The sequence below is a fragment of the Micromonospora sp. NBS 11-29 genome (assembly GCF_002140155.1).
Classification (GTDB): Bacteria; Actinomycetota; Actinomycetes; order Mycobacteriales; family Micromonosporaceae; genus Micromonospora.
On the sequence record NZ_NAPR01000007.1, the window covers coordinates 53,287 to 78,245 of the forward strand.

Genomic DNA, 24,959 nt, shown 5'->3' on the forward strand with positions numbered 1-24,959 from the left:
CCATCCACGACCTGGTGGCCAACGGCACGGAACCGAAGTCGGACGAGGGCAAGAACTTCGTCAGCACCGGCGTGAACCTGGTGACCGAGGACCCCCAGGACGGACGGCGTGAAGAGCGTCGACACGGCCGAGGGCCTCAAGGATTGTTTCTGACGGCTGGCGGGCGGGGGTGCGTGAGCACNGGTACGGCCGCCGACCGCGACACCGGATCTGTCCTCGGCCTTCCTCGACCGCTCGACACCTCTCTCGCGGGTGCGCGACCTGCTGCACCGGCATCCCGCCATCAGCCCCGCCGTCGTCCTCGTCGTCTCGGTGCTCGTGTTCGGACTGCTCAACGACCGTTTCCTGGCACCGGCCAACCTCTCCCTGATCACCCAGCAGGTCGCCGTCGTCGGCACCCTCGCGATCGCGCAGACCCTGATCATCCTGACCGCGGGCATCGACCTCTCGGTCGGCGCCGCCATGATCCTGTCCGCCATGGTGATGGCTCAGTCGGCGTCGTCCACGGGCATCCCGCCGGTGCTCAGCCTGGTGCTCGGCCTCCTCGCCGGCATCGCCGCGGGCGGCCTGAACGGGCTCCTCGTGACCCGCCTCAAGCTTCCGCCGTTCATCGTCACCCTGGGGACGCTGAGCATCTTCACCGCCCTGACCCTGCTCTACACCGGCGGCAACACGGTGCGCGGCTCGGAACTGTCCGACACGCTCACCCTGACCGGCAACACGCTGCCGGTGCTCGGCATCAAGATCAGCATCGGCGTGCTCATCATGCTCGCCCTCTACGTCCTCGTCGCGTACGTCCTGAACCGGACGGCGTGGGGGCGGCACGTCTACGCCGTGGGCGATGACAAGGAGGCCGCGCGGCTCTCGGGCGTACGCGTGGACCGGGTGCTCGCCTCGGTCTACCTCGTCGCCGGGGCGATCATCGCGGTCACCGCGTGGATCCAGATCGGACGCACCAACGCGGCCAGCCCGAACTCCGGCATCGACCTCAACCTCGATTCCATCACCGCGGTCGTCATCGGTGGGACGAGCCTGTTCGGTGGTCGGGGCGCCATCTGGGGAACCCTGCTGGGCGCCCTCATCGTCGGTGTGTTCCGCAACGGCCTGGCACTCGCCGGCCTCGACGTGCTCTATCAGACCCTGACCGTCGGCGTCCTGGTGATCCTGGCCGTGGCAGTCGACCAGTGGATCCGGAAGGCGAAGTCATGACCGTCGAGACAGGAGCCGGCCAGCCCGTCCTCGAAGCACGGGACCTGGTCAAGACGTACGGCCGGGTGGTCGGCCTCGACGGGGTCGGACTCCGGCTCTTCCCGGGTGAGATCCTCGCCGTGGTCGGCGACAACGGCGCCGGCAAGTCCACGCTGATCAAGTGCCTCACCGGCGCGGAGATCCCCACCTCGGGTGAGCTGTTCGTCAACGGCACGCCGGTCAGTTTCAAGCGACCCCAGGACGCGCGGGACGCGGGACTGGAAACGGTCTACCAGACGCTGGCGGTCTCCCCGGCGCTCGACGTCGCCGCCAACCTCTTCCTCGGGCGGGAGATCCGACGCAAGGGCTTCGCCGGGACCGTGCTGCGGGCCCTCGACGTCAAGGGCATGCGCGAACGGGCCCGGGCCGAGCTGACCGAGTTGGGCATCTCGACGTTGCAGGACGTGACCGTACCGGTGGAGAACCTCTCCGGCGGCCAGCGTCAGGCCGTCGCGGTCGCCCGGGCCGCGGCCTTCGGGTCGAAGGTCGTCGTGCTGGACGAGCCGACCGCCGCGCTCGGGGTGCGCGAGTCCAACCAGGTGCTCCAGCTCATCCGGACCCTGCGCGACCGGGGGACCGCGGTGATCCTGATCAGCCACAACATGCCCCAGGTGTTCGAGGTCGCCGACCGCATCCACATCCAGCGGCTGGGGAAGTGCGCCGGCACCATCACCCCGCAGAGCCACTCGATGACCGACGCCGTCGCGATCATGACCGGAGCGCAGACCCTATGAGCACCGGACGAACGCCCTGGGTAGCGGTCGTCGGCGACAACTGCGTCGACCGCTACCGGGGCGGCGAGGACCGCGACTACTCCGGGGGCAACGCCTTCAACGTGGCGGTCCAGCTCGCCCGGGCCGGAGTGACGGTCCGCTACTTCGGCGCGGTGGGCACCGACGCCCTGCAGGCGGTCATCCGGTCCGGGCTCGAAGTCAACGGCATCCCCACCGACGACCTCACCGTGCTCGACGGGCCCACGGCGGTCACCGAGATCACCGTCGCCGCCAACGGCGACCGCACCTTCGACCGGGAGGACTTCGGCGTGACCGTGGACTACTTCCCGACCCGGTCGCAGCTCGACCGGATCGCCGGGGCCGCCTGGGTGCACATCGGCATGCTGCCGGAGGCGACACGCCTGCGGACGGCGCTGGCCGGCCGGACGACGGTCAGCCAGGACTGCGCGGTCGCCGCCGGGCTGACCGACCTCGACGTCGCGTTCCTCAGCGCCGGTGAGACCGGCGACGTCCGCGAGCTGGCCGCCGACGCGGCCGCCGCCGGGGTGGAGGTGGTCGTCGCGACGCGTGGCGCGGAGGGCTCGGTCTGCCTGAGCGAGAACCAATGGTACGAGCAGGCGGCCCTGCCCGCGGTCGTCGTCGACACCACCGGCGCCGGCGACAGCTTCATCGCCGGCTTCATCGCGGCCCGCCTCGATCACGGAACCCTGCCCGAGGCGCTGGCGACCGGCGCCCGTTTCGCGGCGGCCACCTGCGCGTACCGCTCGGGTTGGCCGCACCTGCCACTGGACAAGGAGTCACGGTGAACGATCTCGACGGCACCCTGGCGGCGATCGACGCCTCGATCGCCGCGTCCGCCGGCGACGCCCAACAGCTGCTCGTCGACCTCGTCGCCTGCCGCAGCGTCAACCCGTTGCAGCCCGGCGTCGACGCGGCGGACTACGAGGGCGGCGAACGTCGCGCCAACCAGATCCTGGCCGAGGCGCTGCGTCCGCTCGACTTCGACCTCGACTGGGTCGAGGTGGCGCAGGGCCGGCCCAACCTGGTCGCCGTGCGGCCCGGCCGAGGCGGCGGTCGCTCGCTGGCGTTCAACGGGCACATCGACACCGTGGCCCCGCAGCGGGGCCGCTTCGACGACCCCTGGACGGCGGTCGTCGAGGACGGTTACCTGTACGGGCTCGGCGCCACCGACATGAAGGCCGGGCACGCGGCCATGTGGCTCGCCGCCAAGGCGCTCCGGGACACCGGCGTCACGCTCGCCGGCGACCTGCACATCCACTCCGTGGTCGGCGAGGAGACGATGAGCCACGAGATCGGCACGACCGCCGTGCTGAAGGCCGGCTACACGGTGGACGGCGCGCTGGTGCCGGAGCCCACGTCGCCGGAGCCACGGGTGCTCGACGTCTCCAACGTCGCGGCGGGCAACTACCTCTTCTCACTCACCGTCCGCGGCAGGTCGGCGCACTGGGCCGCGCGCAACCTCGCCATCCGCGCCGGCGGCACGGGCGACGCGGTCGGCGTCAACGCCATCGACAAGGCGGTCTACGTCTACCACGCCATGCGCCAGCTCGAGGAGCAGTGGGCCTTCAGCAAGGCCCATCCGGCCTTCCCGCCGGGCGCCTTCATCATCCACCCCGGCGTGCTGCGCGCCGACGTCGGCGTCGAGGCGGCGCCGTTCTTCCCCGACCGGGCGCGCATCGACTACCTGCTGTCCTTCCCGCCGGGGGAGACCTCCGAGCAGATCCGCGCGGAGATCGAACACCACATCCGTACGGCCTCGGAGCTGGACCCGTGGCTGCGCGAGCACCCGGTCGAGTTCACCTGGACCGACACCTGGCCCCCGGCGTACACCGACCCCGACGGCGACTTCACCCGGCGGATGATGGCCGAGCGGTCGCGTCTGGCGAGCGCCGACGCGCGGGTCAACCCGTTGGCCGCGCCGGTCACGGCGGCGGCGCAGTCGGACGCCAACTTCTACGAGGCGATGGGGATCCCGGCCCTGGTGTGCGGGCCCGGCGACGTCCGTCGTGCCCACGCCGCCGACGAGCGCGTGCTGCTGGAGAACATCGCCCTGTCCGCTGCCTTCCTCGCCCGTGCCGCGCTGAACTGGTGCGACGGCGAACCGCAGTCTCCGCCACGGCGGACTCGGCCACCGACCGTACAGTGACCATGCCTCCTGCCCCGTGACGCGCTCCGACGAGGAGAAGACCTTGACGTCCCCAGCCGGCGCTCGCCCCGCCAAGCGCTCGACCATGGCTCCCCAGCTCAAGGAAGCCATCCACCAGCTCATCACCGAGGACGGGATGGGGCCGGGCGACCAGCTCCCCACCGAGCCCGAGCTGTCCGAGCACTTCGGAGTCTCCCGCAACAAGATCCGGGAAGCGTTGAAGCTGCTGGAGCAGGACGGCCTGGTCACCGCCATCCAGGGACGCGGCCGGTTCGTGTCGGCCCTGGGCTCACTGCCGATCGAGCGTCCGGTGAACATCTACGAGAGCATCACCGAGTTGTTGCAGGGCCTCGGCTACAAGGTCACCAATGTGGTGCTGAGCGTGGAGGAGGGCATCGCGGACGCGCGAATCGCCCGCGAACTCCAGATCGACGAGGGTGATCCGATCATCCGGCTGGTGCGCCTGCGGCTCGGCGACGACCAGCCGCTGGTCTTCAGCATCAACATCATGCGGCGCGACGCGCTGCCCGGCCCGCTGGAGTTCCGCAACTGGGGCGCGTCGGTCACCAAGAGCCTGGAGGGGCACGGGCACTACATCGTCTTCTCGATCGCCCGGCTGTCCGCCGCGAACCTTCCGGCCGAGTACTCGACGACCTACGACCTGTCCAGGTACGACCCCTGGCTGCTGGTCGAGGAGACCTGTGTGACCCGCGACGGCGAGCGGCTGCTGTACGCCATCGACTACCACCGCAGCAGCGAGATCGCCTTCAACGTCGTCCGCCGCCGCTAGCCCAGCATCCCGACCACCTCGAAGGACAAGCAGTGCAACGCATCCTGGGTGTCGCCCGGCACTACGACTGGGGATCGCCGACCGTGATCCCCGAGTTCCTGGGCGACCCGCCGGATCCCGACCGGACGGTGGCCGAGGTCTGGTTCGGCGCCCACGAGGACGCGCCCAGCCCCGTCGCCGGCAGTGACGAGACCCTTCGCGACGTGGCCGGCGACCGGCTCCCGTTCCTGGTGAAACTGCTCGCCCCGGGCCGTTCCGTCTCGTTGCAGGTGCACCCCGAGCCGCACCTGGCCGAGGCCGGCTTCCGCGAGGACGAGGCGGCCGGCATTCCGCGCGACGATCCCCGGCGACGGTTCAAGGACCCGGTCCACAAGCCCGAGATGGTCTTCGCCCTGACGCCGTTCACCGGCCTGATCGGCTTCCGACCCGTCGCCGAGTGCGTCCGCGACCTCGACCGGCTCGACGCGGACCTGGCGCGTCGCATACGCGCCGACCTCACCGGGCCGGGGTCCGACGGCGAGCGACGGCGGCGCGCGCTGCGGACCGCCCTGGACGCGTCCGCCGACGAGGTGGAGGGCTTCGCCGGCGGCGGGCTCCCCTGGCTGGCCGACCTCGCCCAGCAGTACCCCGGGGACGCCGGGGTCGCCGCGGCGGTCCTGCTGCGCCGGTTCGTCCTGGCACCCGGCGAGGCGGTCTTCGTGCCCTCCGGCATGATCCACGCCTATTCCTCGGGCCTGGCACTGGAGGTCATGGCCAACTCCGACACGGTGCTGCGGGCCGGGCTGACCACCAAGCTCGTCGACGTGGACGCGCTCATGCGGTGTGTCGACTTCGACAGCGAGGCCGAAGTCGAGGTGGCACGACGCCACGGCGCGGGTCGGCTCTACGCCCCCGCGGTGCGGGAGTTCGCGCTCCTGGACGCCTCGGCGGCGAGCCCGGAGCCGGTGCCGCTCTCGCTGGCCGGGCAGCAGATCGCGCTCTGCGTCGAGGGGCCGGTCGAACTCGTCGACGGCGCGGACCGGCTCGAACTCGGCCCGGGCCAGGCCGCCTACCTGGCCGACGCCACGGGCCTGTCGATGCGGGGGCCGGGCCGGCTCGTGCTGGCCGGGCCCGGGCGCTGCTGCGTGCCACCGGGCACCTCCCCGCATGACATCCGCCGCACCGCTGTCACGTAGACGCGCTTCTCCGCCCGATCGGACGGCCGGTCTGTCGGCTTCATGATTGCGAATGATCATCGGATGGTGCTGGGCTGAGCGCGAATGGTCACCGTTGTGGGCGGGAGGCTGACGCGGGTGGGTGTCGTACTGCGGTTGACCCAGGCCATGGCGGGTGACGGCCAGCATGTGGTGACGACGCGCGTGACGGGACTACCGGGGTACGCGGAGGCGTCGGCGATGAGCCGGTTCGAGCTGTCGATCACCGCCGAGGACCGGGAGCGGATCCGGTGGTACCTGGAGGACTTCCTGGAGTACCCGCTCGACCCGGCGCCGGAGATCGCGGCCGGGGTGGAGGGGCGGCTCGCCGAGATCGGGACCCGGCTGTTCGAGCTGGTCTTCGCCGGTGCGGAGGGCCGCGAGCTGTGGGCCGGCCTGCGCGGCGTGCTGCACACGGTGCGGGTCGAGGTCGCCTGCGAGGTCGACGCCGCGGCGATGCTGCCGTGGGAGCTGCTGCGCGACCCGCGTACCGACCGGCCGGTCGTGCTGGAGGCCGCCGAGTACGTGCGGGTCAACGCCCAGCCCGCCAAGCGGGTGCCGCTGCCGGCGGCGGACGACGCGGAACGGCTACGCGTGCTGCTGGTGATCTGCCGGCCGGGCGGGGGCGACGACGTGCCGTTCCGCTCGGTCGGGGCGCTGCTGCTCAAGACCGCGCAGTCCTGGGACGTACTCGATCTGACGGTGCTCCGACCGCCGACGTTCGCCGCGCTGTCGGTGGTGCTGGAGCAGGCACACGCCGCGGGCCGGCCGTTCCATGTGGTGCACTTCGACGGGCACGGCACCTACCTGCCGGCGAGCCTGCTGCGGGCCGGCGGTGGCGTGCCGACCGGCGCGGCCATGTACGGGTTGCTGTCCCCGCTGCGCGAGGGCACCCACGGGTACCTCCTCTTCGAGGACCCCACCACGAGGGACAACCAGCAACTGGTCGACGGCCCGGCGCTGGGCGCGTTGCTGGCGCGTACCGGGGTGGGGGTGCTGGTGTTGAACGCCTGCCGCTCGGCGTACGCCGAGGCGGCGGACCGCCCACGCACCGACCAGGGCGACGACGTGCACGCGCTGGTGCGCGGGTACGGGTCGTTGGCGTTGGAGGTCAGCGACGCCGGGGTGGCCGGGGTCGTGGCGATGCGGTACAGCGTCTACGTCGTCACCGCGGCGCAGTTCGTCGCGGACCTCTACGCCGCGTTGCTGGCCGGGCGGTCGCTCGGCGGCGCGGTGTCGATGGGCCGGCGTCAGTTGGCCGCCCAACCGAACCGGTCGATCGCGTTCGACCCGCGCCCGTTGCAGGACTGGTCGGTGCCGGTGGTCTACGAGACGGCGCCGGTGACGCTGCTGCGGGCGGTGCCGGACGCGACGCGGGGCGCGGTGCGGATCACCATGGGACGGCAGGGCGCCGGCCCGGCCGACCTCGGCGCCGCCGGGCTGCCACCGGCCCCCGAGGTCGGTTTCTTCGGCCGCGACGAGACCCTGCTGGCGCTGGATCGGGCGTTCGACACCGACCGGATCGTGCTGCTGCACGCCTACGCGGGCAGCGGCAAGACGTCCACGGCGGCGGAGTTCGCCCACTGGTACACCGCGACCGGCGGGTTGACCGATCCGGCTACCGGCGTACGCGGGCCGGTGCTCTTCTCGTCGTTGGAGCACCACACACCGCTGGTGGCGCTGCTCAACCAGATCGGCGCCGCGTTCGATCCGGTGTTGCAGGCCAACGGGTTCCAATGGTTGAGCCTCTCGGACGACGAGCGGCGGCAGGNCCGGTCGCCGGGTTCCCGGCCGGGACACCGTCGGCGTGGACCGTCGAGGAGCAGCGCGAGCTGCGTGACTTCCTGCACGCGATGTCGCGGACGCGGGCGCGGGTGCTGCTGACCTCGCGACGCGACGAACGCGGATGGCTCGGTGGCCTGCCCACCCGGATCCGGCTGCCCAGGATGCCGATGCGGGAACGCATCCAGTTCACCCAGGGCCTGGCCGCCCGGCACGGCCACCGGATCACCGACGTGGCGGACTGGCGGCCGCTGCTGCGCTACAGCGACGGCAACCCGCTCACCATCACCGTCGTGGTCGGTCAGGCGCTGCGCGCCGGCTACCGGACCAGCGCGCAGATCGAGGGGTTCGTGGCCCGGCTGCGGGCCGGCGAGGCCGACCTGGACGACGCCGACGAGGCGCAGGGCCGGTCCCGGTCGCTGGCCGCCTCGCTGACGTACGGGCTGACGGCCGCGTTCACCGAGGCGGAGCGCGCCCAACTGGCGGTGCTCGGCGTGTTCCAGGACACCGTCGACGTCGACGCCCTGGTGGCGATGGGCGACGCGCGCAACCCGTGGGCGGTGCCGGCGCTGGCCGGGCTCACCCGGGAGACGGGGCTCGACCTGCTCGGCCGGGCGGCCGAGATCGGGCTGCTCACCGCCATCGGCGGTGGCTACTTCGCGATCCATCCGGCGCTGCCGTGGTTCTTTCGCCAGCTCTACCCCGTCGGCACGGACCGGGACACGACGGTGCCGGTCCGGGCCGCCTACATCGCCGTCATCGCCAACTTCGGCGACACCTACCACAACTGGTACGAACAGGGCCGAGCCGATGTGGTGAATCTGCTGCAACTGGAGGAGGCGAACCTGCTCCGCGCCCGGTCGCTGGCCCGCGCCGCCGGGCGACGACGCGAGATGATGGGCTGCATGCAGGGGCTGCGGATCCTGTACGAGCACACCGGGCGCGGCGCGGAGTGGGCCCGCCTCGTCGACGAACTCGTGCCGGACATCGTCGACCCGGACACCGGCGCAGCCCGACCCGGCCTCGCCGAGGAGTGGGCGCTGTTCACCACCTATCGGGTCGCGATCGCCCTGGGCGGCCGGGACTGGACCTCGGCGCTGCAGCTGCAACAGACCCTCGTCGGCCACTACGAGCGGGAGGCCGCCGCCGCGCTGGCCACCGCACCGGACCAGCGCACCGACACGGACCGCCACCGCATCCGCGACGTCGCCGTCGGTGAGCAGGCGCTCGGGCACGTCTTCCGCGAGCAGCAGGACCCCGCCTGCGTGGCCCACTACCACCGGGCCGTCGAGCTGCTGCGCGCCATCGGCGACCGCCGCGGGGAGGGCACGATCGCGTTCAACCTGGGCCACGCCTATGTGAACATCCCGTCCCTGCGGGACCTGGACCAGGCCGAGCACTGGTACCGCCGCGACCTGGAGTTGATGGACGAACAGGACCTCCTCGGTCGGGCGCGTACCGTCGGGCAGCTCGGCCGGGTGGCGTACGGGCGCCTGGTCGACGCCCGCGCCGCTGGGCAGCCGGAGTCGGTGCTGCTAAGGCACCTGAACGATGCCGCCACCGCGTACCGGGACGCCCTGGGCCTGCTGCCCGCCGACGCGAAACCGGAACTCGCCACCGTCCACCACCAGCTCGGCGTCATCTACACCCTGGCCGGCGAGTACGACACCGCGTTGAACCACTACCAGCAGTCCATCCGCCTCGAGGAGGCGTCCGGCAACCGCTACGGCGCGGGGCAGACCCGCCACACGGTCGCGATCCTCTTCGCCCGCGCGGGCCGGACCAGCGACGCGCTGCTGTACGCGCAGGCCGCCCTGGCCGACTACGCGCCCTACGGCGCCGGCGCGGCCGCTGCCGTCGAGGAGGTCCACCAACTCATCGCCCGGCTGGGCCCGCCCACGGGAGCACCATGACCAGCACGCCGTACCGATCCGAACCGGTCCCCGGCTGGGGTGACACCGTCGCGTCCTGGCCGTGGCAACCCTGGGTGGAGCACGACGTTCAACTCGGCTGGCGCAAGAGCGGCGACTGTCCCCACTGCCGGCACCCGATGACCGTGTACCAGACCAGACAGCGCTACGCCTCGCCCGGCGACTGGAAGCACGCCCGGTGCAACTGCGGACATCCCCACGAGGGTCGGCCGACCGACGATCCCGTCCAGGGCTGCGGGCAGCAGGCCGACATCCGGGCGGCGTCGTCGTGACCGAACAGTCGCGGCCGGAGCCGCAGTCGCGGCCGCACGAGCCCGGCCCGCCGGACGGGGCCGAGTGGGACCGGGCCGCGGTGACGTTCGCGACCGAACAGCTCACCCGGGCCCGGGCGTCCGCGACCGCCTGGATCGGCACCGTCGGCACGCTGCTCGGCCTGTTCGGCGCCGTCGCCGTCATCGGCGGCACCACCAAGCTCGCCGACGTGCCGAGCCCGACGTTGCGTTGGGTGATCGTCGGCATGGTCGCGGCCGGTGGGGCGCTGGCCGGCGCGTCGGTCGTGACCGGGGTACGGGCCGCGCACGGCGCCAGCCTCCGGACCTCCGACAACTGGTCCGGCAGCGCCTACCGGGCGGCCGTCGTCAGGAACACCGACGACGCGCTCCGCTGGCTGCGGTGGGCCCGATGGACCGGGCTGGCCGCCGCGCTCACCGTCTTCGCCATCGGGCTCATCGGCCTGGTCAGCGTCGCCGCCCAGCCCACGAGGACGCCCTCCACGGCGGTCGTCGTCGACGAGACCGGCACCGCCAGGTGTGGGGCGATCGGACGCGCCGCCGGTGGCCGGCTCACCGTCGACGGCAGACCGGTCGGCGTCGTCCGGGACGTCATCCCGGTCACCGCCTGCCCCACCCCCGGCCCGTAGCCCTCACTGCCGTGCTCGCGGGCAGCCGGTTCACCCGGGCGTGCCGGCGTCCGGCTCGGCGGGGCTGACATGTGCCGCGATCAGACGCCAGCCCGTGTCCTCGTCGAGGATCCAGGTCCGGGTGTAGCGGACCCGGGCGACGAAGGGCTCGCCGGCAAGGGTGCCTGCCAGCGTGCCGAGGAACCACGTCACGCCGGTGCCGCCGACCACGAGCGCGGCCAGATCCTCCTCGTCCACCCGGGTCATCGTCTGCCGGCCGGACCGGTGCGCATGCAGGTCGTCCTGCTTGGCATAGAGACTGCCGTCCGGCCCGGTGAACACGAGCCGGTCGTCGATCAACCGATCCAGCTCCGCGACGTCGGAGCGAAGCTGGGCCTGTTGCAGACGCCGTTCGGCGGCACGCAGCGCCTCGACCCCGAGCGGCTGACGCGGGTAACTCATCGATCCCCCTGACCGAGCTGACTGGTTCATCCTGTCACCTGTTCGCCGCTCCGGGGGCTGCGCCGACGTCGACGGATCAGCTCTGCGGGCCCGATGGCGGGGCGAGCCAGGCGAGGGGCTGACCGGTCAGTGCCGAGTCGGCGAGACGGTGGTGAGTGCGGCGCGGCTGCTGTCGATCCAGCGCTGGACGTCGTCGATGCCCTGATGGCGGTATTCGACCGCTTGGACGAGGCATTCGAGCTTGTCGGCGTCGCGGGCCACTTTGGACTCCAGGGTCTCGCCCGCCTCGTACTCGGCGACGGCGGAGGTGATGGTGTCAGCGACGGCGGGTGGGCAGCCCGCGACCTGGTCTGCGGTGATCGTGGTGTTCGGTGCGGCGCCGAGGTAGCGCTTGGCGATGTGGGGCAGGTCGGTGGTGCGGGTTTCCTGCGTGTCGTGCAGGACGCAGAGCATGGTGACCCGGGCGGGATCGGCTCCCTCCAGAGCGGCCAGGATCATGCCGATCAGGGCGGTGCGGTGGGAGTGCTCGGCGACGGTCTCAGGGTGCCTGACCCCGGCGAACCACCAGCCCGTACGAGCGGCCCGCTTGAGCACCCCGGCCTCGAAGATGAATCTCGCCGCGGCGGCGTACTGGTCGTCGCTCATCTGCCCGTCCCTTCCCTCATCGCGGCTTGCGACGCAGTTCGCGGAACACCCCGTGTCGTCGCAGCGCCCACGCGAGGCGTGCGACGCTCGGGTGGCGCACGACCAGGACCAGCGCTCGGCGGATCAGTCCGAGCCGGTCGTCGTTGGCCTGGTCGTCGACGGCCTGCCACACCAGCTCGCGTACCTTGGCATTGTCCAGCACCGCCCGGACCTCGCGTCGTACCGTGGGGTCCTCGGCGGCGGAAGCGACGGCGGCGGCCGCGCCCGGTCGATCGGCCAGCGGTTCCACCAGCGCGGCGACCAGCGGCCGACGGACCTCGTGCCGCTCCAGCAGCAGCAACACGGCTTCCCGGATCTCGACCGTGTCCAGAGCGGACCGCAGCAGGCCCACCAGGCTGCGCTCGACGTCGCGGTCGTGCTCCGCGACGGACAGCGTGGCCAGCAGCGCCGACACCTCGTCGAGGTCGATCAGGTGGCGCAGCCCGCTACGGAACTCGGGCAGCCCCCACGCAACCTGTAGCGCCTTCAGGAGATCGCGGTTCACGAGCGGTCGCTACCCGGAATCGACAGCCGGCGAAACCTTGACCTGAAGCGCGGATGAGGTCGGACCATGGGGGCATGACGGTGACGGACGAGGCGCGGCGGGCGTTGGATCGGCAGCGAACGGTGGAGATCACCACGGTCGGGCGACGGAGCGGGCGGCCCAGGAGGATCGAGACGTGGCGCTATCGGGCCGCCGGCCGCTACTGGCTGACCGGGAGTCCGGGCTCGCGTGACTGGTACGCGAACCTGCTCGCGCATCCCGAGTTCACCCTGCACCTGGCCGATCTCGACCTTCGGGTACGGGGACGCCCCGTGACCGACCCGGCGGAGCGGGCGCTCGTGTTCGGTGAGATCGTCCCGACCCTGGACTGGGCCGGCACCCTGGAGAGCTGGCTCGCCGGAAGCCCGCTGGTGGAGATCGAGCTGGGTTGACCGGCGGGGGAGCGGGCCCGGCGCCGCCGGTGGCGGGTGCCGGGCCGCGGTCCCGTGGTCAGCCGCCGACGGCGGGAGTGCCGAGCGCGGCGAGCAGGTTCTCCACCGCCGCCTCCGAGGCCCGCCGGACGCTCTCCGTGGTGGCCGCCCCCAGGTGCGGCGTGGCCACCACCCGGGGGTGTCGCAGCAGGTCGGACGGCTCCGGCGGCTCACGGTCGAAGGCGTCCACCGAGTAGAGCGCGATCCGGCCGGCGGTCAGCTCGGCCAGCAGCGCCGCCTCGTCGACAAGCGTGGACCGGGCGGTGTTGAGCAGTACGGCGTCGTCGCGGAGCAGGGCCAGTTCGGCCGCGCCGAGCAGCGGGCCCGCCGGGTTCGGGGGTACGTGCAGCGACACCACCTCGCTGGTGCGCAGCACCTCGGCCAGCGGGAGCAGCGCCACGCCCTGGCCGTCGGTGACGAACGGGTCGTGCGCCACCACCCGCATGCCCAGGCCCCGGGCCAGGTCCGCGAGGCGGCGGCCGATCGCGCCGAAGCCGACCACCCCGAGGGTACGGCCGGCGGCCTCCCGCCCGGTGTGGCGTCGCCACTGCCCGGCGCGTAGCGCGTCGGCGGCCTCGGGCAGACCGCGCAGTCCCATCAGGGCCAGGGCCAGGGCGAGTTCGGCCACCCCCTGGGCGTTGGCGCCCCGGGCGGTGAGCACCGTGATCCCGGCGGCCTCGGCGGCGGCGGTGTCGATGGCGTCGCTGCCGGCGCCGTTACGGCTGATCGCCCGCAGCGCGTCGGCGTGCGCCAGCACGTCGGCGCCGATCGGTTCCACCCCGGCGATCCATCCGACGACGCCCGGCACGGCGGCGGCCAGTTCCGCGGGGGTCGGCTGGCGGCCAGGTGCGGGGGTGACGACGGTGTAGCCGGCGGCCCGGAGCCGGCGTACGGCGGGTGCGTCGGCCACCGACATCGAGCGGGGGGTGACCAGTACCCGGGGCGCGGTCACGAACCAACCGCCGCGGTCTGCGGGCCGAGCAGGCGCAGCAGCCGCTCGACCTCGGCGGCCATCGCGTCCCGGGCCGGGGCGACGTAGGCGCGGGCGTCCAGCAGTTTCGGGTCGGCGTCGAGGCGTTCGCGGATCTCGCGGGTGAAGACCTTGTTCAGGTGGGTGGCGATGTTGATCTTCGTCATGCCCCGGGTGACCACGGTGCGCAGCGTGTCGTCGTCCACCCCGGAGGAACCGTGCAGCACCAGCGGCACCGGGACCACCTCGGCGATGGCGGCGACGAGGTCCAGGTCGAGGACCGCGTCGCGGGAGGCCATGGCGTGCGCGGTGCCGACGGCCACGGCCAGCGAGTCCACCCCGGTGTCGGCGCAGAACCGGCGGGCCTGGGCGGGGTCGGTGCGTACCCCGGGGGCGTGCACCCCGTCCTTGCCGCCGATCTCGCCCAGCTCGGCCTCGACGGCGACCCCGTGCGCGTGGCAGAAGGACACCACCTGCGCGGTGGTGGCCCGGTTCTCGTCGTCGGGCAGCCGGGAGCCGTCGAACATCACCGAGGTGAAGCCGAGGTCGACCGCCTGGTGCACCAGTTCGACGCTCTCCGCGTGGTCGAGGTGCAGCACCACCGGCACGGTCGCCGACTCGGCCAGGGCGAGCGAGGCCAGCGCCAGCGGGCGCAGCCCACCGTGGTAGCGGACGGCGTTCTCACTGATCTGCACCACCAGCGGCGCGTCGGCCGCCTCGGCGCCGGCCACCAGCGCCTCGGTGTGTTCCAACAGGGTGGTGTTGAAGGCCCCGACGCCGTGCCGCGCGGAACGCGCGGCAGCGAGGATGGGTCGTGGGTCGGCGAGGGGCATGGTGTGTCTCCCTAGGGTGTTCGGTGAGGCGTTTCGTGGTTGGTCGGGGTGGCCGCGGCGTGCGCCCGGGTGGCCGCGCGGGCGGCGTCGAAGCGGGCCCGGGGCAGGGCGTACGCGTCGGCCAGCTCGGGCCGGGGCGACATCCGCACGGCCGAGGGCCGGGTGGTGTGCAGGGCGGTGGTGTCCGACCACGCGCCCACGCCCAGCAGCGCCAGGGTGGCGGCGCCGAGGGCGGCGCCGTGCTGGGCGTCGTCCGGGCGGTGCACCGGCCGGCCGATCAGGTCGGCCAGGACCTGGAGCAGCAGGCCGGCGCGGGCCCCGCCGCCGGTGGCGCTGATCGACGTCCCGGCGGGTGCCGGGGCGAGCATCGTGGCGGCGGCGTCGGCCAGGCTGAACCCGATCCCCTCGACCAGCGCGCGGGCCAGGTCACCGTGGGTGTGCCCGAGGTCGAGCCCGAGGTACGCCCCGCGTACCGTCGGTCCGCCCTCGGCGACGGTGCCGCCGGCCAGGGTGGGTACGCAGGTCAGTCCGTTCGCGCCGACCGGCGCGGCGGCGGCGGCGTCGAGCAGCGCGTCGAGGTCGCCGTCCCGGCCGAGCAGCCCGGCCAGCCAGGTCAGGCTGCTGCCCCCGCCGAAGGTGGACAGCGCCGAGACGTAGAGGTCGGGCAGGACGTGGTCGAAGACGAACGGCCGGGCGACCGGGTCGAGCACCGGCTCGGTGCCGGCCACGGTGACCCAGTTCGAGGAGCCCAGGGAGAGGTACGCCCCGCCGGCGCGGTCCAGCCCGGCGCCGAGCGCCATGCAGGAGTTGTCCACCCCGCCGGCGACCACCGGCACTCCGGCCGGCAGCCCGGTGGCGGCGGCCGCCTCGGGCGTGACCCGCCCGATCACCGTGGTGGCCGGCACGACCTCCGGCCACCAGCCGGCCGGCAGGTCGAGGGCGTTCAGCACCTCCGGGAGCATCCGGCGCTCGTGCAGGTCGTAGGCGCCGCTGCCGGAGGCGTAGCTGGCGTCGGTCACCAGGGCGCCGGTGAGCCGCGCGTTGATCCAGTCCTTGCTGCCCAGCACCCGGGTGGTCCGGCCGGCGACGTCCGGCTGCGTCGCGCGCAGCCAGGCGGCCTTGAACACGGTGTACATGCCGCGGGGGAAGCCGTTGCCGGTGCGGGTGTACCAGTGCGTCTCGTCGACGGCGGCGAAGTAGTCGGCGGCGGCCGACTCGCCCCGGGTGTCCGACCAGATCGGCACCGCCGCCAGCAGCGGTTCGCCGGCCGCGTCCACCGGCACCATGGCCAGGCTGTGCCCGGAGAGCCCGACCGCGACCACCCGGTGCCGGCCGGCGTCGCCGGCCAGCAGTTCGCGGGTGGAGGCGACGACCGCGTCCCACCAGTCGGCCGGGCGCTGCTCGTGCCGGCCCGGCGCCGGATAGGACGTCGGGTACGCGGTGAACGTCGTCCGCAACACGCGGGCGTCCAGGTCGACCAGGGCCGCCTTGCAGCCGCCGGTGCCGAGGTCGAAGGCGAGCGCGACGTCGGTCATGACCGCCCCCGCCGGTTCGGGTCGAGGATCATCTCGTGGTGCAGCCCGGAGCGCATCTGCGACAGCCGGGCCTTCATGGTCCGGATGTCGGACAGCGCGGGCTCGCCGCGGCGCAGCAGCACCATGGTGGCCAGCGCGTCGACGACGACGAGTTGCGCCAGCCGGGAGATGGTCGGGGTGTAGACGTCGGTGTTGTCCAGCGACTCCACCACCAGCGCGACGGTGCTCAGCTCGGCCAGCGGTGACGGGCCGCCGGTGATCCCGACGACGGTGGCGCCCCGTTCCCGGGCCACCCGCACGGTGTCCAGGATGGAGACGGTGCGGCCGGTGTTGGAGATGGCCACCAGCACGGTCGACGGGGTGCTCACCGACGCGGCGAGGAACTGCTGGTGGGTGTCGATCGGCGCGGAACAGGCGGCGCCGAAGAGCGGGAACTTCTGCTCGGCGTCCATCGCCACGATGCCGGAGGCGCCCAGGCCGATGAAGACGATCCGGTCGGCGGCGGCCAGGGCCTCCGCCGCCGCCTCCAGCGCGGCCAGGTCCAGGTGACGGCGGACGTGGTCGAGCGAGGTGATGGAGAAGTCGAAGATCTTGCTGACCGTGGTGGCGGTGTCGTCCCGGGACTCGATCACCGACTGGGTCGCCGGGATGCCGAGGGCGACGCTCTGGGCCAGCGCGATGCGGAAGTCGTGGAAGCCGTCGCAGCCGATCGCGTTGGCGAACCGGACGATGGTGGGCTGGCTGACCCCGACCGCCTCGGCGAGTTCGGCCAGGGTCATCCGGACCACCGCGTGCGGGTCGGCCAGCACCACGTCGGCGACCTTCCGCTCCGAGCGGCGCAGGCTCTCCAGACTGCTGCTGATCTTGGCCAGGACGGGTCCGTCGCTCATCGCGCACCCGCCCGCGCGCCGGTCAGGTCGAGGTCGCCGCCGTGCTCGGGTACGCGCACGGTCACCCCGCGCCGCGCGGCGTCATCGTGGTCGAAGGTGCTCGGATCGACGGTGTTGAAGGCAAACATGCCCCAATGATGTGGGACGAGGGTTCGGATGCCGGTACGGGCGCACAGGTCCACGGCCTCGGCGAAGGTGAAGTTGCCGGGCACCCCGTTGGCCAGTCGGTGGGCGTCGCGGCCGTTCACCGGCAGCAGCGCCACGTCGATGCCGAGGCCGCGCAGCCGGTCGTCCTGACCGGGCCAGGGCGCGCAGTCCCCGGAGTGGTAGACGCGTACGCCGCCGGCCTCGACGACGTAGCCGAGGAAGTGGTCGGCGCCGTCGGCGTCGCGCCGCCGCTGCTCGTGCGCGGCCGGCACGGCGGTGACCGTGAACGGGCCGTACCGGACCTGGTCGCCGTCGGCCAGCCCGTCGAGGCGGTCCGGGGTCGCGCCGCTGCGGCGGGCGGCCTCGGCCAGCACCGGTCGCGGGCAGGCCACCCGGAGCCGGGGCTGGGCGCCCAGCAGCGGGGTGAGCGTGTCCGGGTCCATGTGGTCGGTGTGCGCGTGTGAGCAGAGCACGCCGGCCAGCGCCGGCAGCCCGGCCACGTCGACCGGGGCCGGGCGCAGCCGCAGGTGCGGGAAGACGGTGCCGGCGTACTTGACGGCCAGCGAGTCCGACAGGTACGGGTCGACGAGCAGGTGCGCGTCGGAGCCCGGCTCCCGGCCGGCGGCGCCGGCCAGGGTGAGCCAGAAGCCGGCCTGCCCCAGCCAGCGTGCCCGCAGGGTCACCGCACCCCCTGCGCCGCGTCGTCGAGCCGGTCGAACCCGGGTCCGCTGGTCGGCAGGCCCAGGTCGAAGACCGCGTCGATGGCCCGGGTCCAGCCGTGCACGAAGTAGTGCCAGCCGTCGCTGACGGTCAGCGCGTCGGCCTCGGCGCGGGCCCGTGCCTGGCGCAGGAAGTCCAGCTCGCCCCGGTAGTTGAACTCCCAGGCGTACCCGCCGTGCGGGAACCGGGCGGCGTCGCTCAGCGGTGAGCCGGGACGGTCCTTGCCCATCCCGGTGGCGTTGACCACCAGGGCGCCCGGGGCCAGGTCGGCCAGGAGCGCGTCGTGCACCTCGCCGGGGGCGAGTCGACGGGTCTGCCAGGTGATCGCCGGGTCGCCGGCGCCGACGCCCTCGGCGAGGGCGGCCAACCGGTCGGCGGAGATGTCGGTGACCACCACCCGCGCGGGCGCGGCGGCGCCGGCCCGGTGGGCGAAGTAGTCGCAGAGCGCCAGCGCCGCACCGCCGGCGCCCATCACCAGCACCTCGCGTCCGGCCAGGTCGGCGACGATCGCCTCCAGTGCCAGCCGGCTGGTGATCGTGTCCAGGGCCAGCCCGTCGATGCTGCCGTCGCGGGCGACCAGGGCGCTGACCTCGCCCAGCCGGGCGGCGTCGTCGTTGACGGTGCGCAGCAGGTCCCGGCAGGAGGTGTAGAGGTCGATCTTGTGGGTGGTGACCAGCGCGCCCCGGGACAGCTCGTCGTCGCGCAGGTGCGCGACCACCCGCCGGTAGGTCTCCGGGTCGGCGCCGACCGGCACGTCGATGCCGACCAGGTCGACGTCGTCCAGGCCGAGCAGGGGACGCCAGGCGGCGAAGACCCGGTGCACCGCCGAGGAACCGGTGCTGACCCCGATGAAGTACATCGTGGGTCGCCGCGCCGGCCGCAGCGTGTCCGGGGTCAGGGTCTCGCGGGTCACCGTGCCGCCTTCCCGGCCTCGCCGACCAGCCGTACGGCGTGGGCGGTGTTGATGCCGAACCGGGTGGCCCCGGCGGCGCGCAACGCCTGGATCTGGTCCAGCGACCGGATGCCGCCGGAGGCCTTGATCTCCCGGTCCGGCCCGCCGACCTCGCGCAGCACCCGTACGTGCGCCTCGGTGGTGGCCACGCCCTGCCAGCCGGTGCCGGTCTTGAGTGACTGGGCGCCGGCCGCGACGGCCGCCTCGGCGGCGGCCCGGAGCTGGGCGTCGTCGAGCAGACCGACCTCCAGGATGACCTTCACCGGCACCCGCCCGTCGACCGCGTCGAGCACGGCGGCGACGTCCCGGGTGGCGGCGGCCAGCTCGCCGGAGCGGAGCAGGCCGATGTTCATCACCACGTCCATCTCCTGCACGCCGGCGTCGAGCAGCCAGCGCGCCTCGGCCACCTTGACCGGGGTGGCCGAGCCACCGGAGGGGAAGCCGACCGGGGAGCCGGCGTTGGTGGTCGACCCGGCCAGCAGCTCACGGAGCAGGGGGAGCCAGGAGGGGAGCACGTGGGCGGCGACGAAGTCACCGGCCAGCGCGTGCCGGGCCAGTTCCTCGATGTCGGCCCGCCCGTGCTGGGCCTGTACGGCGCTGATGTCGACCATGCGGGCCAGCGCGTGCCCGGTCAGCTCAGCGGGCGACATAGCCGTCGTTCTCCGTCAGCCGCCAGCCGTCGCCGTCGACGACCGCCCGGTGCCGCATCCCGCCGGCGCGGGCGATGATGTCGTAGTCCTGCCCGGCGTCGGCCGGGTAGCAGAAGAGGGTGACCAGGTCGGTGTCGCCGAGGTTGACGCTGCGGTGGATGTGCACCGGCGGCACGTACGCGACGACGCCCGGCCGCAGCTCGGTCACCACGGTCTGCCCGTCGAGCGTCTCCATCAGCATCAGCCCGTGGCCGGACAGGCAGTGGTAGATCTCGGTGCGGTCGTGCTGGGCGTGGATGTGGCCCCGGGTCATGTGGAACTCCGTGCCGACGCGACCGGGTGAGAGCGTCGAGATGCCGGTGATCAGGTCACCCGCGGCGGTCGAGGGCCGGTATTCGTCGACGTGGTAGATCACCCGGTCGGCCTCGGCGGTCAGTCGGGCGGCGAACGCCTCGTCGTCGGCGAAGAGCCCACCGAGGTCGGCGAGGCGCTTCTCGTACCGGCCGGTGCGGCCGGTCATGCCCTCGGGGGTGATCACCAGGCCGGGGCCGGGCAGCGGTTTCGTCACCGTGTTCCTCCTGCTCGCCGGAGACGCCAGCCCGAAGTGGCGCGCCTCCCGGATTGCTTTGTAGCAAAGCTACAAGAATTTGTCACCCTCCCGCAATGCGGCCCTCTGCGGCATGTAGTAAACCTCCCATCCGGGCAGCAAGCGCGCGGTGAGGGTCAGGGTTCACGCCAGGAATAAGGAGCAAAAACCCTAAATCGGAGTAGCCGCGCTACCGAAAGTTTCCGATCATGGGACCCGGCCGGAAACATGCCGTTGACTTTGCGAAACCCGGATGTAGTGTTGCTCCCCAAGCTGGGCGTGACGGTCGCCGGAACGCACAGCGGATGTGGGAAATCCATGTGGGAGTCCACCGCGCTCGCCGGAAGGAGGCGTCGCATGAACCCGGCTACCCGACGCCTCGAGATCACGGAACTGGTGCGTGCCGCCGGCCGTGTGGACGCGGCCACACTCTCCGCGCGCTTCGCGGTGAACTCCGAGACCATCCGGCGTGACCTGCGTGCCCTGGAGAGCGCCGGTGAGCTGCGCCGGATCCACGGTGGCGCGGTCGCGCACGGCAGCCTCGCCGTCGAGGACCGGATCGCCGGCCGGCTCTCCCAGCAACGCGCGGAGAAGCGGGCCGTCGCCCGGGCGGCCCTGGCCGAGATTCCCCCGTTCGGCGCCGTCTTCATCGAGGCCGGCTCCACCACCGGTCACCTCGCCGGGCTGCTCCCGGACCGGGGAGACCTGCTGATCGTCACCAACGGCCTGCAGATCGCCCTGGAACTGACCGACCGGTCGCGCTCCACCGTGATGACCATCGGCGGTCGGGTGCGCCCGGCCAGCTACGCCGAGGTCGACGGCTGGGCCCTCGGCCGGCTGGCCGACCTGCGCTTCGACGTCGCCTTCGTCGGCACGAACGCCATCGACCCCGGCTGGGGGCTCTCCACGCCGGACCCGGCCGAGGCCGCCGTCAAGGCAGCGGTGCTCGCCTCCGCGCAGAAGGCGGTGCTGATGGTCGACCACACCAAGTTCGGCCTCCGGGCCGCCTGCCGATACGGCGAGGGCGACGNGCGTCGACGACGCGAGCCTGGCCGACCTGCGTACCCGAGGGGTCTCCGTCCGTCTCGCCGAGCCGCCCGCCGCCGATGTTCGCACCACCCCTCGCCCCACCCCCCTGGAGGAACAGTGAAATACCGGACCCGCGGCAGGGCAGTCAGCCGCAGTGTCGCCGCCCTTCTCGCCGTCACCCTCGCCACCGCGGCCTGCGGCGGCGGCGGTGACAACGCCGCCAGCGGCGAGCCGACCGACCCGATCGAGGGNCGACCGACCAGGCACCGGACGACGACGTCCGGATCGCCATGATCGGCTTCGCCAACAACCCGTACTGGGTGTCGGTCAAGAGCGGTGCCGACTACGCCAACCGGGTGCTGGCCGACCGCAAGGGCAAGGTCGACTGGATCGTCGCCGGCGACAACATCGACGTGCAGACCGTCTCCAGCGCCATCCGCGCCGCCGACGCCCAGGGCTACGACGGCGTGGGCTTCTTCATCGCCGGTGAGGGCAACTGCACCGACGTGAAGACGCTGTCGGCCAAGGGCAAGCAGATGGGCGCCTACAACACGCTGTTCGAGTGCGTGGAGACCTCCGGTGGCACCGTCGCCTACGCCCAGGAGCAGTTCAAGGCCGGGCAGCTCGCCGCCCAGGAAATGGTCAAGGCGGCCAACGGCCGGGCCGGCAAGGTCGGCATCATCGTCAGCCAGTTCACCGCGCCCGGTTCCGAGCAGCGTCGGCAGGGCTTCGTCGACGGCCTGAAGGGCTCCTCGCTGACCCCGGTCAACCAGGGCGTCGAGGCCCGGGACTCCGCGTCGAACACCTTCTCCGCCGCGCAGAACTACCTCCAGTCCAACGCCGACCTGGTCGGCATCTACGCCACCGCCGGTGGTCCGTTCGGCGCGGCCCAGGCCGTCGCCGCGGCCAACAAGCAGGAGACCGTCAAGGTCATCGGCTACGACATCACCGCGGAGAACATCGAGGCGATCAAGAACGGCTCGATGTACGGCGTGATCGGCCAGGACGCCTTCGGGCAGGGCTACAACGTGGCGATCGAGCTGTACAACGCCGCGGTGACCGGCAACAAGCCGAGCCCGGTCCTCCAGGAGGCCACGGCGCCGTTCGTGACCAAGGAGAACCTCTCTGAGCACGACCCGTCGGTACTGCCCACCGGTGCCCCCGGCGCCTCCTGATCGGGATCCCTTCATGACATCCACGTCCCCCGTGGGCGACGTCCGGCCGGCGGCCCTGGTGGCCGCCGGCCTGGCGAAGTCCTTCGGCGCGGTCCGGGCTCTGCGCGACGTGTCGCTGGAGTTCCCGGCCGGCCAGGTGACCGGACTGCTCGGCGAGAACGGCGCCGGCAAGTCCACCCTGATCCGACTCTGCTCCGGGCAGATGCAGCCGGACAGCGGTCGGCTCGTCCTCGACGGCCGCGAGGTCTCCTTCGGCTCGCCGTTGGAGGCGATCGCCGCCGGTGTCGTGGTGGTGAACCAGGAACCGCTGTTGATCAGCGAGCTGACCATCGCCGACAACCTGTTCCTCTACGACCTCGGTGAGCGGCCCGCGTACGGCCGCGCCCAGCGGGGACGCAACGTGCAACGGGCCCGGGAACTGCTGGCCCGGCTCCAGATGGCCGACTACCTGCCCGACCCGTCGACCATCTGCCGGAACCTCTCGGCCGCCTCCCGGCAGATGGTCGACATCGTCCGGGCGCTGTCCCGGCAGCCGAAGGTGCTCTTCCTGGACGAGCCGAACTCCAGCCTCACCCACGAGGAGTCCGAGCGGCTCTTCGCGGTGATGGGTCGGCTGCGGGACGAGGGCGTGGCGGTGGTGCTGGTCAGCCACCGTCTTGCGGAGGTCTACTCGATCGTCGACAACGTGATCGTGCTCCGCGACGGCGCCTTCGTCGCGGCCGGCCCGCCCGCCGAGATCGACCAGCAGCGGGCGGTGGCCCTGATGGCCGGCGAACGCAAGAGCAAGGTCGTCTCCGAGGTGGTCGCCGACCGTACCCCGGCCTCCCGTCAGGCCGAGGTCGCCCTCGAACTGGCCGGCCTGACCGGCGAGGGCTTCACCGACGTCAGCTTCGCCGTCCACAAGGGCGAGATCGTCGGGATGGCCGGGCTGGTGGGCGCGGGGCGTACCGAGATCGCCGAGGCGGTCATCGGGCTGCGTCCGGTCAACCGGGGCCGGATCTCCCTCGGCGACCGACCGGTGCACATCGGCAACCCCGGTCGGGCCCAGCGCCTCGGCGTCGCCTACGTCGCCGAGGAACGCCGCACCGAGGTCTTCCACGCCCAGGACGTCGGCTACAACCTCGTCGTCCGCATCCTGTCCAACCTGGGCCGCCTCGGCTGGGTATCCGGCCGCCGGGCCGCCAACCAGGCCCGGGAACTGGCGCAGCGCTTCGGCGTCAAGGCCGCCTCCACCCAGGCGCCGATCACCTCGCTCTCCGGCGGCAACCAACAGAAGGTGCTGCTGGCCCGGGCGCTGGCCGCCCGGCCCAGAGTGCTGATCCTCGACGAGCCGACCCGGGGCGTCGACGTCGGCACCAAGGCCGAGATCTACGCCACCCTCCGGGCGCTGGCCCACGACGAGGGCCTCGCCGTCTGGTTCATCTCCTCCGAGTTGGAGGAGGTCGTCGAGCTGGCCGACCGGGTCGTCGTCGTCCGGAACGGCCGGCTGACCCTGGACGCCCCGAACACCGCCGGACCCACTCCCATCGTCGCCGCCGCCATGGGCGCTACCGAAGGAACAGAATGAAGGCCACAGTCGCGCAGCGGCAGGACCGTTCCTGGAAGGACGGCGCCCTGTCCCTGGTCAAACGGCAGGAAACCGGGCTGCTCGGTGTCATCATCGTGCTCGCCCTCCTGGTCAGTCTGGCCAACGAGAACTTCCTGCGTACGGACAACCTCTACAACGTCCTGCAGACCGTCGTCGTGGTCGGCATCATCGCCGTCGGCCAGACGTTCGTGCTCATCTCCAAGGAGATCGACCTCTCGGTCGGCTCGGTGCTGGCCCTCTCGGCGGTCAGCGCCGGCGCGGCCTACGGCAACGGGGTCAACCCGTGGCTCGCGATGGCCATCGGCATCGGCGTCGGCGCGCTCGCCGGCTTCGCGGTCGGCAGCGTCGTGGTGCTCGGCCGGGTGAGCTCGTTCATCGTCACCCTCGGCATGCTCTCCATCGCCCGAGGACTGACCCAGTTGCTCACCGGCGGGCTGCCCCAGTCCATGCCCAGCGAGCTGTCCTTCATCGGGCAGGGCCGGGTCTTCGGCGGCATCCCGGTCAGCGTGATCATCTTCCTGGTGCTGGTCGTGCTCGGTCAGCTCCTGCTCACCCGGACCGTCTTCGGCCTGCGGGTCACCGCCATCGGTGACAACGACGCGGCCGCACGCACCGGCGGCATCCCGGTGGGCCGTACCCGGATCCTCACCTTCGTCCTGATCGGCACCCTGGCCGGCGTCGCCGGCATCGTCTTCGCCACCCAGGTCGGCGTGGCCGAGGCCCAGGCCGGCATGGGGTACGAGCTGGACGTCATCGCCGCGGCCGTGATCGGTGGGGCCAGCCTCTCCGGTGGCCGGGGCTCGATCATCGGCGCCTTCCTCGGCGCCTGTCTGCTCGGCGTGCTGCGTAACGCCTTCATCCTGCTCGCGCTCTCGCCCTTCCTCCAGCAGCTCAGCATCGGTCTGGTCATCGTGCTGGCCGCGCTGTTCGACCAGTGGCGGCAGGGCAACCTGCGGCACCTGAGCCCGGCCCGGCTGCGCCAGCGGCTCGTCGCCCGGCAGAAGAAGGCCTGACCACCAC

25 protein-coding genes and 1 pseudogene are annotated in these 24,959 nt (G+C 72.6%); 15 read left to right on the forward strand and 11 right to left on the reverse strand.

Translation table 11 applies throughout. The features are described 5' to 3' along the window. Positions 1 to 252 precede the first annotated feature (252 nt). The 10 genes from B1205_RS10510 (at position 253) to B1205_RS10555 (ending at position 10,764) form a co-directional block, all read left to right on the forward strand. The gene (locus B1205_RS10510; RefSeq protein WP_254909840.1) at positions 253 to 1,209 is read left to right on the forward strand and encodes an ABC transporter permease; all 957 of its coding nucleotides are present in this window, start codon (positions 253 to 255) and stop codon (positions 1,207 to 1,209) included. After that, on the forward strand, positions 1,206 to 1,982 hold the full coding sequence (locus tag B1205_RS10515) for an ATP-binding cassette domain-containing protein (RefSeq protein WP_089155443.1): 777 nt from the start codon (positions 1,206 to 1,208) through the stop codon (positions 1,980 to 1,982). The genes B1205_RS10510 and B1205_RS10515 overlap by 4 nt, the downstream gene beginning before the upstream one ends. Next, entirely contained in the window at positions 1,979 to 2,788 is an 810-nt protein-coding gene (locus B1205_RS10520) for a PfkB family carbohydrate kinase (RefSeq protein WP_089155444.1), read from the forward strand. Before B1205_RS10515 ends, B1205_RS10520 begins: the two co-directional genes overlap by 4 nt. After that, a complete protein-coding gene (locus tag B1205_RS10525; RefSeq protein ID WP_176308532.1) occupies positions 2,785 to 4,149 on the forward strand; it encodes a M20 family metallopeptidase in 1,365 nt (454 codons plus the stop codon). Before B1205_RS10520 ends, B1205_RS10525 begins: the two co-directional genes overlap by 4 nt. A gap of 43 nt (positions 4,150 to 4,192) precedes the next feature. Beyond that, positions 4,193 to 4,939, forward strand: a complete 747-nt coding sequence (locus B1205_RS10530; protein ID WP_217809772.1) for a GntR family transcriptional regulator — start codon at positions 4,193 to 4,195, stop codon at positions 4,937 to 4,939. Positions 4,940 to 4,971: 32 nt separating this feature from the next. Continuing rightward, positions 4,972 to 6,114: a mannose-6-phosphate isomerase, class I gene (manA, locus tag B1205_RS10535; RefSeq protein WP_176308533.1), complete on the forward strand. Its 1,143-nt coding sequence runs from the start codon at positions 4,972 to 4,974 to the stop codon at positions 6,112 to 6,114. A 474-nt stretch (positions 6,115 to 6,588) separates the two neighbouring features. Further along, positions 6,589 to 8,016, forward strand: coding sequence for a CHAT domain-containing protein (locus tag B1205_RS10540; protein ID WP_441338476.1), 1,428 nt, complete (start codon positions 6,589 to 6,591; stop codon positions 8,014 to 8,016). Then, entirely contained in the window at positions 7,986 to 9,827 is a 1,842-nt protein-coding gene (locus B1205_RS10545) for a tetratricopeptide repeat protein (RefSeq protein WP_176308535.1), read from the forward strand. The genes B1205_RS10540 and B1205_RS10545 overlap by 31 nt, the downstream gene beginning before the upstream one ends. Next, on the forward strand, positions 9,824 to 10,117 hold the full coding sequence (locus B1205_RS10550) for a hypothetical protein (protein ID WP_089155449.1): 294 nt from the start codon (positions 9,824 to 9,826) through the stop codon (positions 10,115 to 10,117). Before B1205_RS10545 ends, B1205_RS10550 begins: the two co-directional genes overlap by 4 nt. Next, on the forward strand, positions 10,114 to 10,764 hold the full coding sequence (locus tag B1205_RS10555; RefSeq protein WP_089155450.1) for a hypothetical protein: 651 nt from the start codon (positions 10,114 to 10,116) through the stop codon (positions 10,762 to 10,764). Before B1205_RS10550 ends, B1205_RS10555 begins: the two co-directional genes overlap by 4 nt. A gap of 30 nt (positions 10,765 to 10,794) precedes the next feature. On the opposite strand, the gene B1205_RS10560 is transcribed toward B1205_RS10555, so the two are convergent. The 3 genes and pseudogenes from B1205_RS10560 to B1205_RS10570 form a co-directional block, all read right to left on the reverse strand. After that, positions 10,795 to 11,205 (reverse strand): nuclear transport factor 2 family protein, encoded by a 411-nt coding sequence (locus B1205_RS10560; protein ID WP_089155451.1) that lies wholly within the window; start codon positions 11,203 to 11,205, stop codon positions 10,795 to 10,797. Between the two features lie 76 nt (positions 11,206 to 11,281). Then, positions 11,282 to 11,850, reverse strand: a pseudogene (locus B1205_RS10565) (HD domain-containing protein). Positions 11,851 to 11,866: 16 nt separating this feature from the next. Further along, positions 11,867 to 12,394 carry a hypothetical protein gene (locus B1205_RS10570; RefSeq protein WP_089155452.1) on the reverse strand — a complete coding sequence of 176 codons (528 nt, stop codon included), beginning with the start codon at positions 12,392 to 12,394 and terminating at the stop codon, positions 11,867 to 11,869. A gap of 74 nt (positions 12,395 to 12,468) precedes the next feature. On the opposite strand from B1205_RS10570, the gene B1205_RS10575 reads away from it, so the two are divergent. Next, the gene (locus B1205_RS10575; protein WP_089155453.1) at positions 12,469 to 12,825 is read left to right on the forward strand and encodes a nitroreductase/quinone reductase family protein; all 357 of its coding nucleotides are present in this window, start codon (positions 12,469 to 12,471) and stop codon (positions 12,823 to 12,825) included. A 58-nt stretch (positions 12,826 to 12,883) separates the two neighbouring features. Here B1205_RS10575 and B1205_RS10580 read toward each other — a convergent pair whose 3' ends face one another. Genes B1205_RS10580 through B1205_RS10615 form a run of 8 tightly spaced genes read right to left on the reverse strand, consistent with a single transcriptional unit; the run spans position 12,884 to position 20,129 of the window. Further along, positions 12,884 to 13,816 carry an NAD(P)-dependent oxidoreductase gene (locus B1205_RS10580; protein WP_217809773.1) on the reverse strand — a complete coding sequence of 311 codons (933 nt, stop codon included), beginning with the start codon at positions 13,814 to 13,816 and terminating at the stop codon, positions 12,884 to 12,886. Beyond that, positions 13,813 to 14,667 (reverse strand): class II fructose-bisphosphate aldolase, encoded by an 855-nt coding sequence (locus tag B1205_RS10585; protein WP_089155454.1) that lies wholly within the window; start codon positions 14,665 to 14,667, stop codon positions 13,813 to 13,815. Before B1205_RS10585 ends, B1205_RS10580 begins: the two co-directional genes overlap by 4 nt. An 11-nt stretch (positions 14,668 to 14,678) precedes the next feature. Next, positions 14,679 to 16,202: a xylulokinase gene (locus tag B1205_RS10590; RefSeq protein WP_089155455.1), complete on the reverse strand. Its 1,524-nt coding sequence runs from the start codon at positions 16,200 to 16,202 to the stop codon at positions 14,679 to 14,681. Next, positions 16,199 to 17,092 carry an SIS domain-containing protein gene (locus B1205_RS10595; protein ID WP_089155456.1) on the reverse strand — a complete coding sequence of 298 codons (894 nt, stop codon included), beginning with the start codon at positions 17,090 to 17,092 and terminating at the stop codon, positions 16,199 to 16,201. Before B1205_RS10595 ends, B1205_RS10590 begins: the two co-directional genes overlap by 4 nt. After that, complete coding sequence (locus B1205_RS10600; protein ID WP_176308536.1) at positions 17,089 to 17,922, reverse strand: MBL fold metallo-hydrolase; 834 nt, start codon at positions 17,920 to 17,922, stop codon at positions 17,089 to 17,091. Before B1205_RS10600 ends, B1205_RS10595 begins: the two co-directional genes overlap by 4 nt. Then, positions 17,919 to 18,872, reverse strand: coding sequence for a shikimate dehydrogenase family protein (locus B1205_RS10605; protein ID WP_217809774.1), 954 nt, complete (start codon positions 18,870 to 18,872; stop codon positions 17,919 to 17,921). Before B1205_RS10605 ends, B1205_RS10600 begins: the two co-directional genes overlap by 4 nt. Next, a complete protein-coding gene (gene deoC, locus B1205_RS10610; protein WP_089155458.1) occupies positions 18,869 to 19,561 on the reverse strand; it encodes a deoxyribose-phosphate aldolase in 693 nt (230 codons plus the stop codon). Before deoC ends, B1205_RS10605 begins: the two co-directional genes overlap by 4 nt. Continuing rightward, positions 19,548 to 20,129: a glucose-6-phosphate isomerase family protein gene (locus B1205_RS10615; protein WP_217809775.1), complete on the reverse strand. Its 582-nt coding sequence runs from the start codon at positions 20,127 to 20,129 to the stop codon at positions 19,548 to 19,550. Before B1205_RS10615 ends, deoC begins: the two co-directional genes overlap by 14 nt. 375 nt (positions 20,130 to 20,504) lie before the next feature. Between B1205_RS10615 and B1205_RS10620 the strand changes: the two genes are divergently transcribed. Genes B1205_RS10620 through B1205_RS10635 form a run of 4 tightly spaced genes read left to right on the forward strand, consistent with a single transcriptional unit; the run spans position 20,505 to position 24,952 of the window. Further along, positions 20,505 to 21,470 carry a DeoR/GlpR family DNA-binding transcription regulator gene (locus tag B1205_RS10620; protein ID WP_176308537.1) on the forward strand — a complete coding sequence of 322 codons (966 nt, stop codon included), beginning with the start codon at positions 20,505 to 20,507 and terminating at the stop codon, positions 21,468 to 21,470. Then, complete coding sequence (locus tag B1205_RS10625; RefSeq protein ID WP_089155460.1) at positions 21,467 to 22,351, forward strand: sugar ABC transporter substrate-binding protein; 885 nt, start codon at positions 21,467 to 21,469, stop codon at positions 22,349 to 22,351. The genes B1205_RS10620 and B1205_RS10625 overlap by 4 nt, the downstream gene beginning before the upstream one ends. A gap of 13 nt (positions 22,352 to 22,364) precedes the next feature. Beyond that, the gene (locus B1205_RS10630) at positions 22,365 to 23,918 is read left to right on the forward strand and encodes a sugar ABC transporter ATP-binding protein (protein WP_089155461.1); all 1,554 of its coding nucleotides are present in this window, start codon (positions 22,365 to 22,367) and stop codon (positions 23,916 to 23,918) included. Continuing rightward, positions 23,915 to 24,952 (forward strand): ABC transporter permease, encoded by a 1,038-nt coding sequence (locus tag B1205_RS10635; RefSeq protein ID WP_089155462.1) that lies wholly within the window; start codon positions 23,915 to 23,917, stop codon positions 24,950 to 24,952. Before B1205_RS10630 ends, B1205_RS10635 begins: the two co-directional genes overlap by 4 nt. Positions 24,953 to 24,959 lie beyond the last annotated feature (7 nt).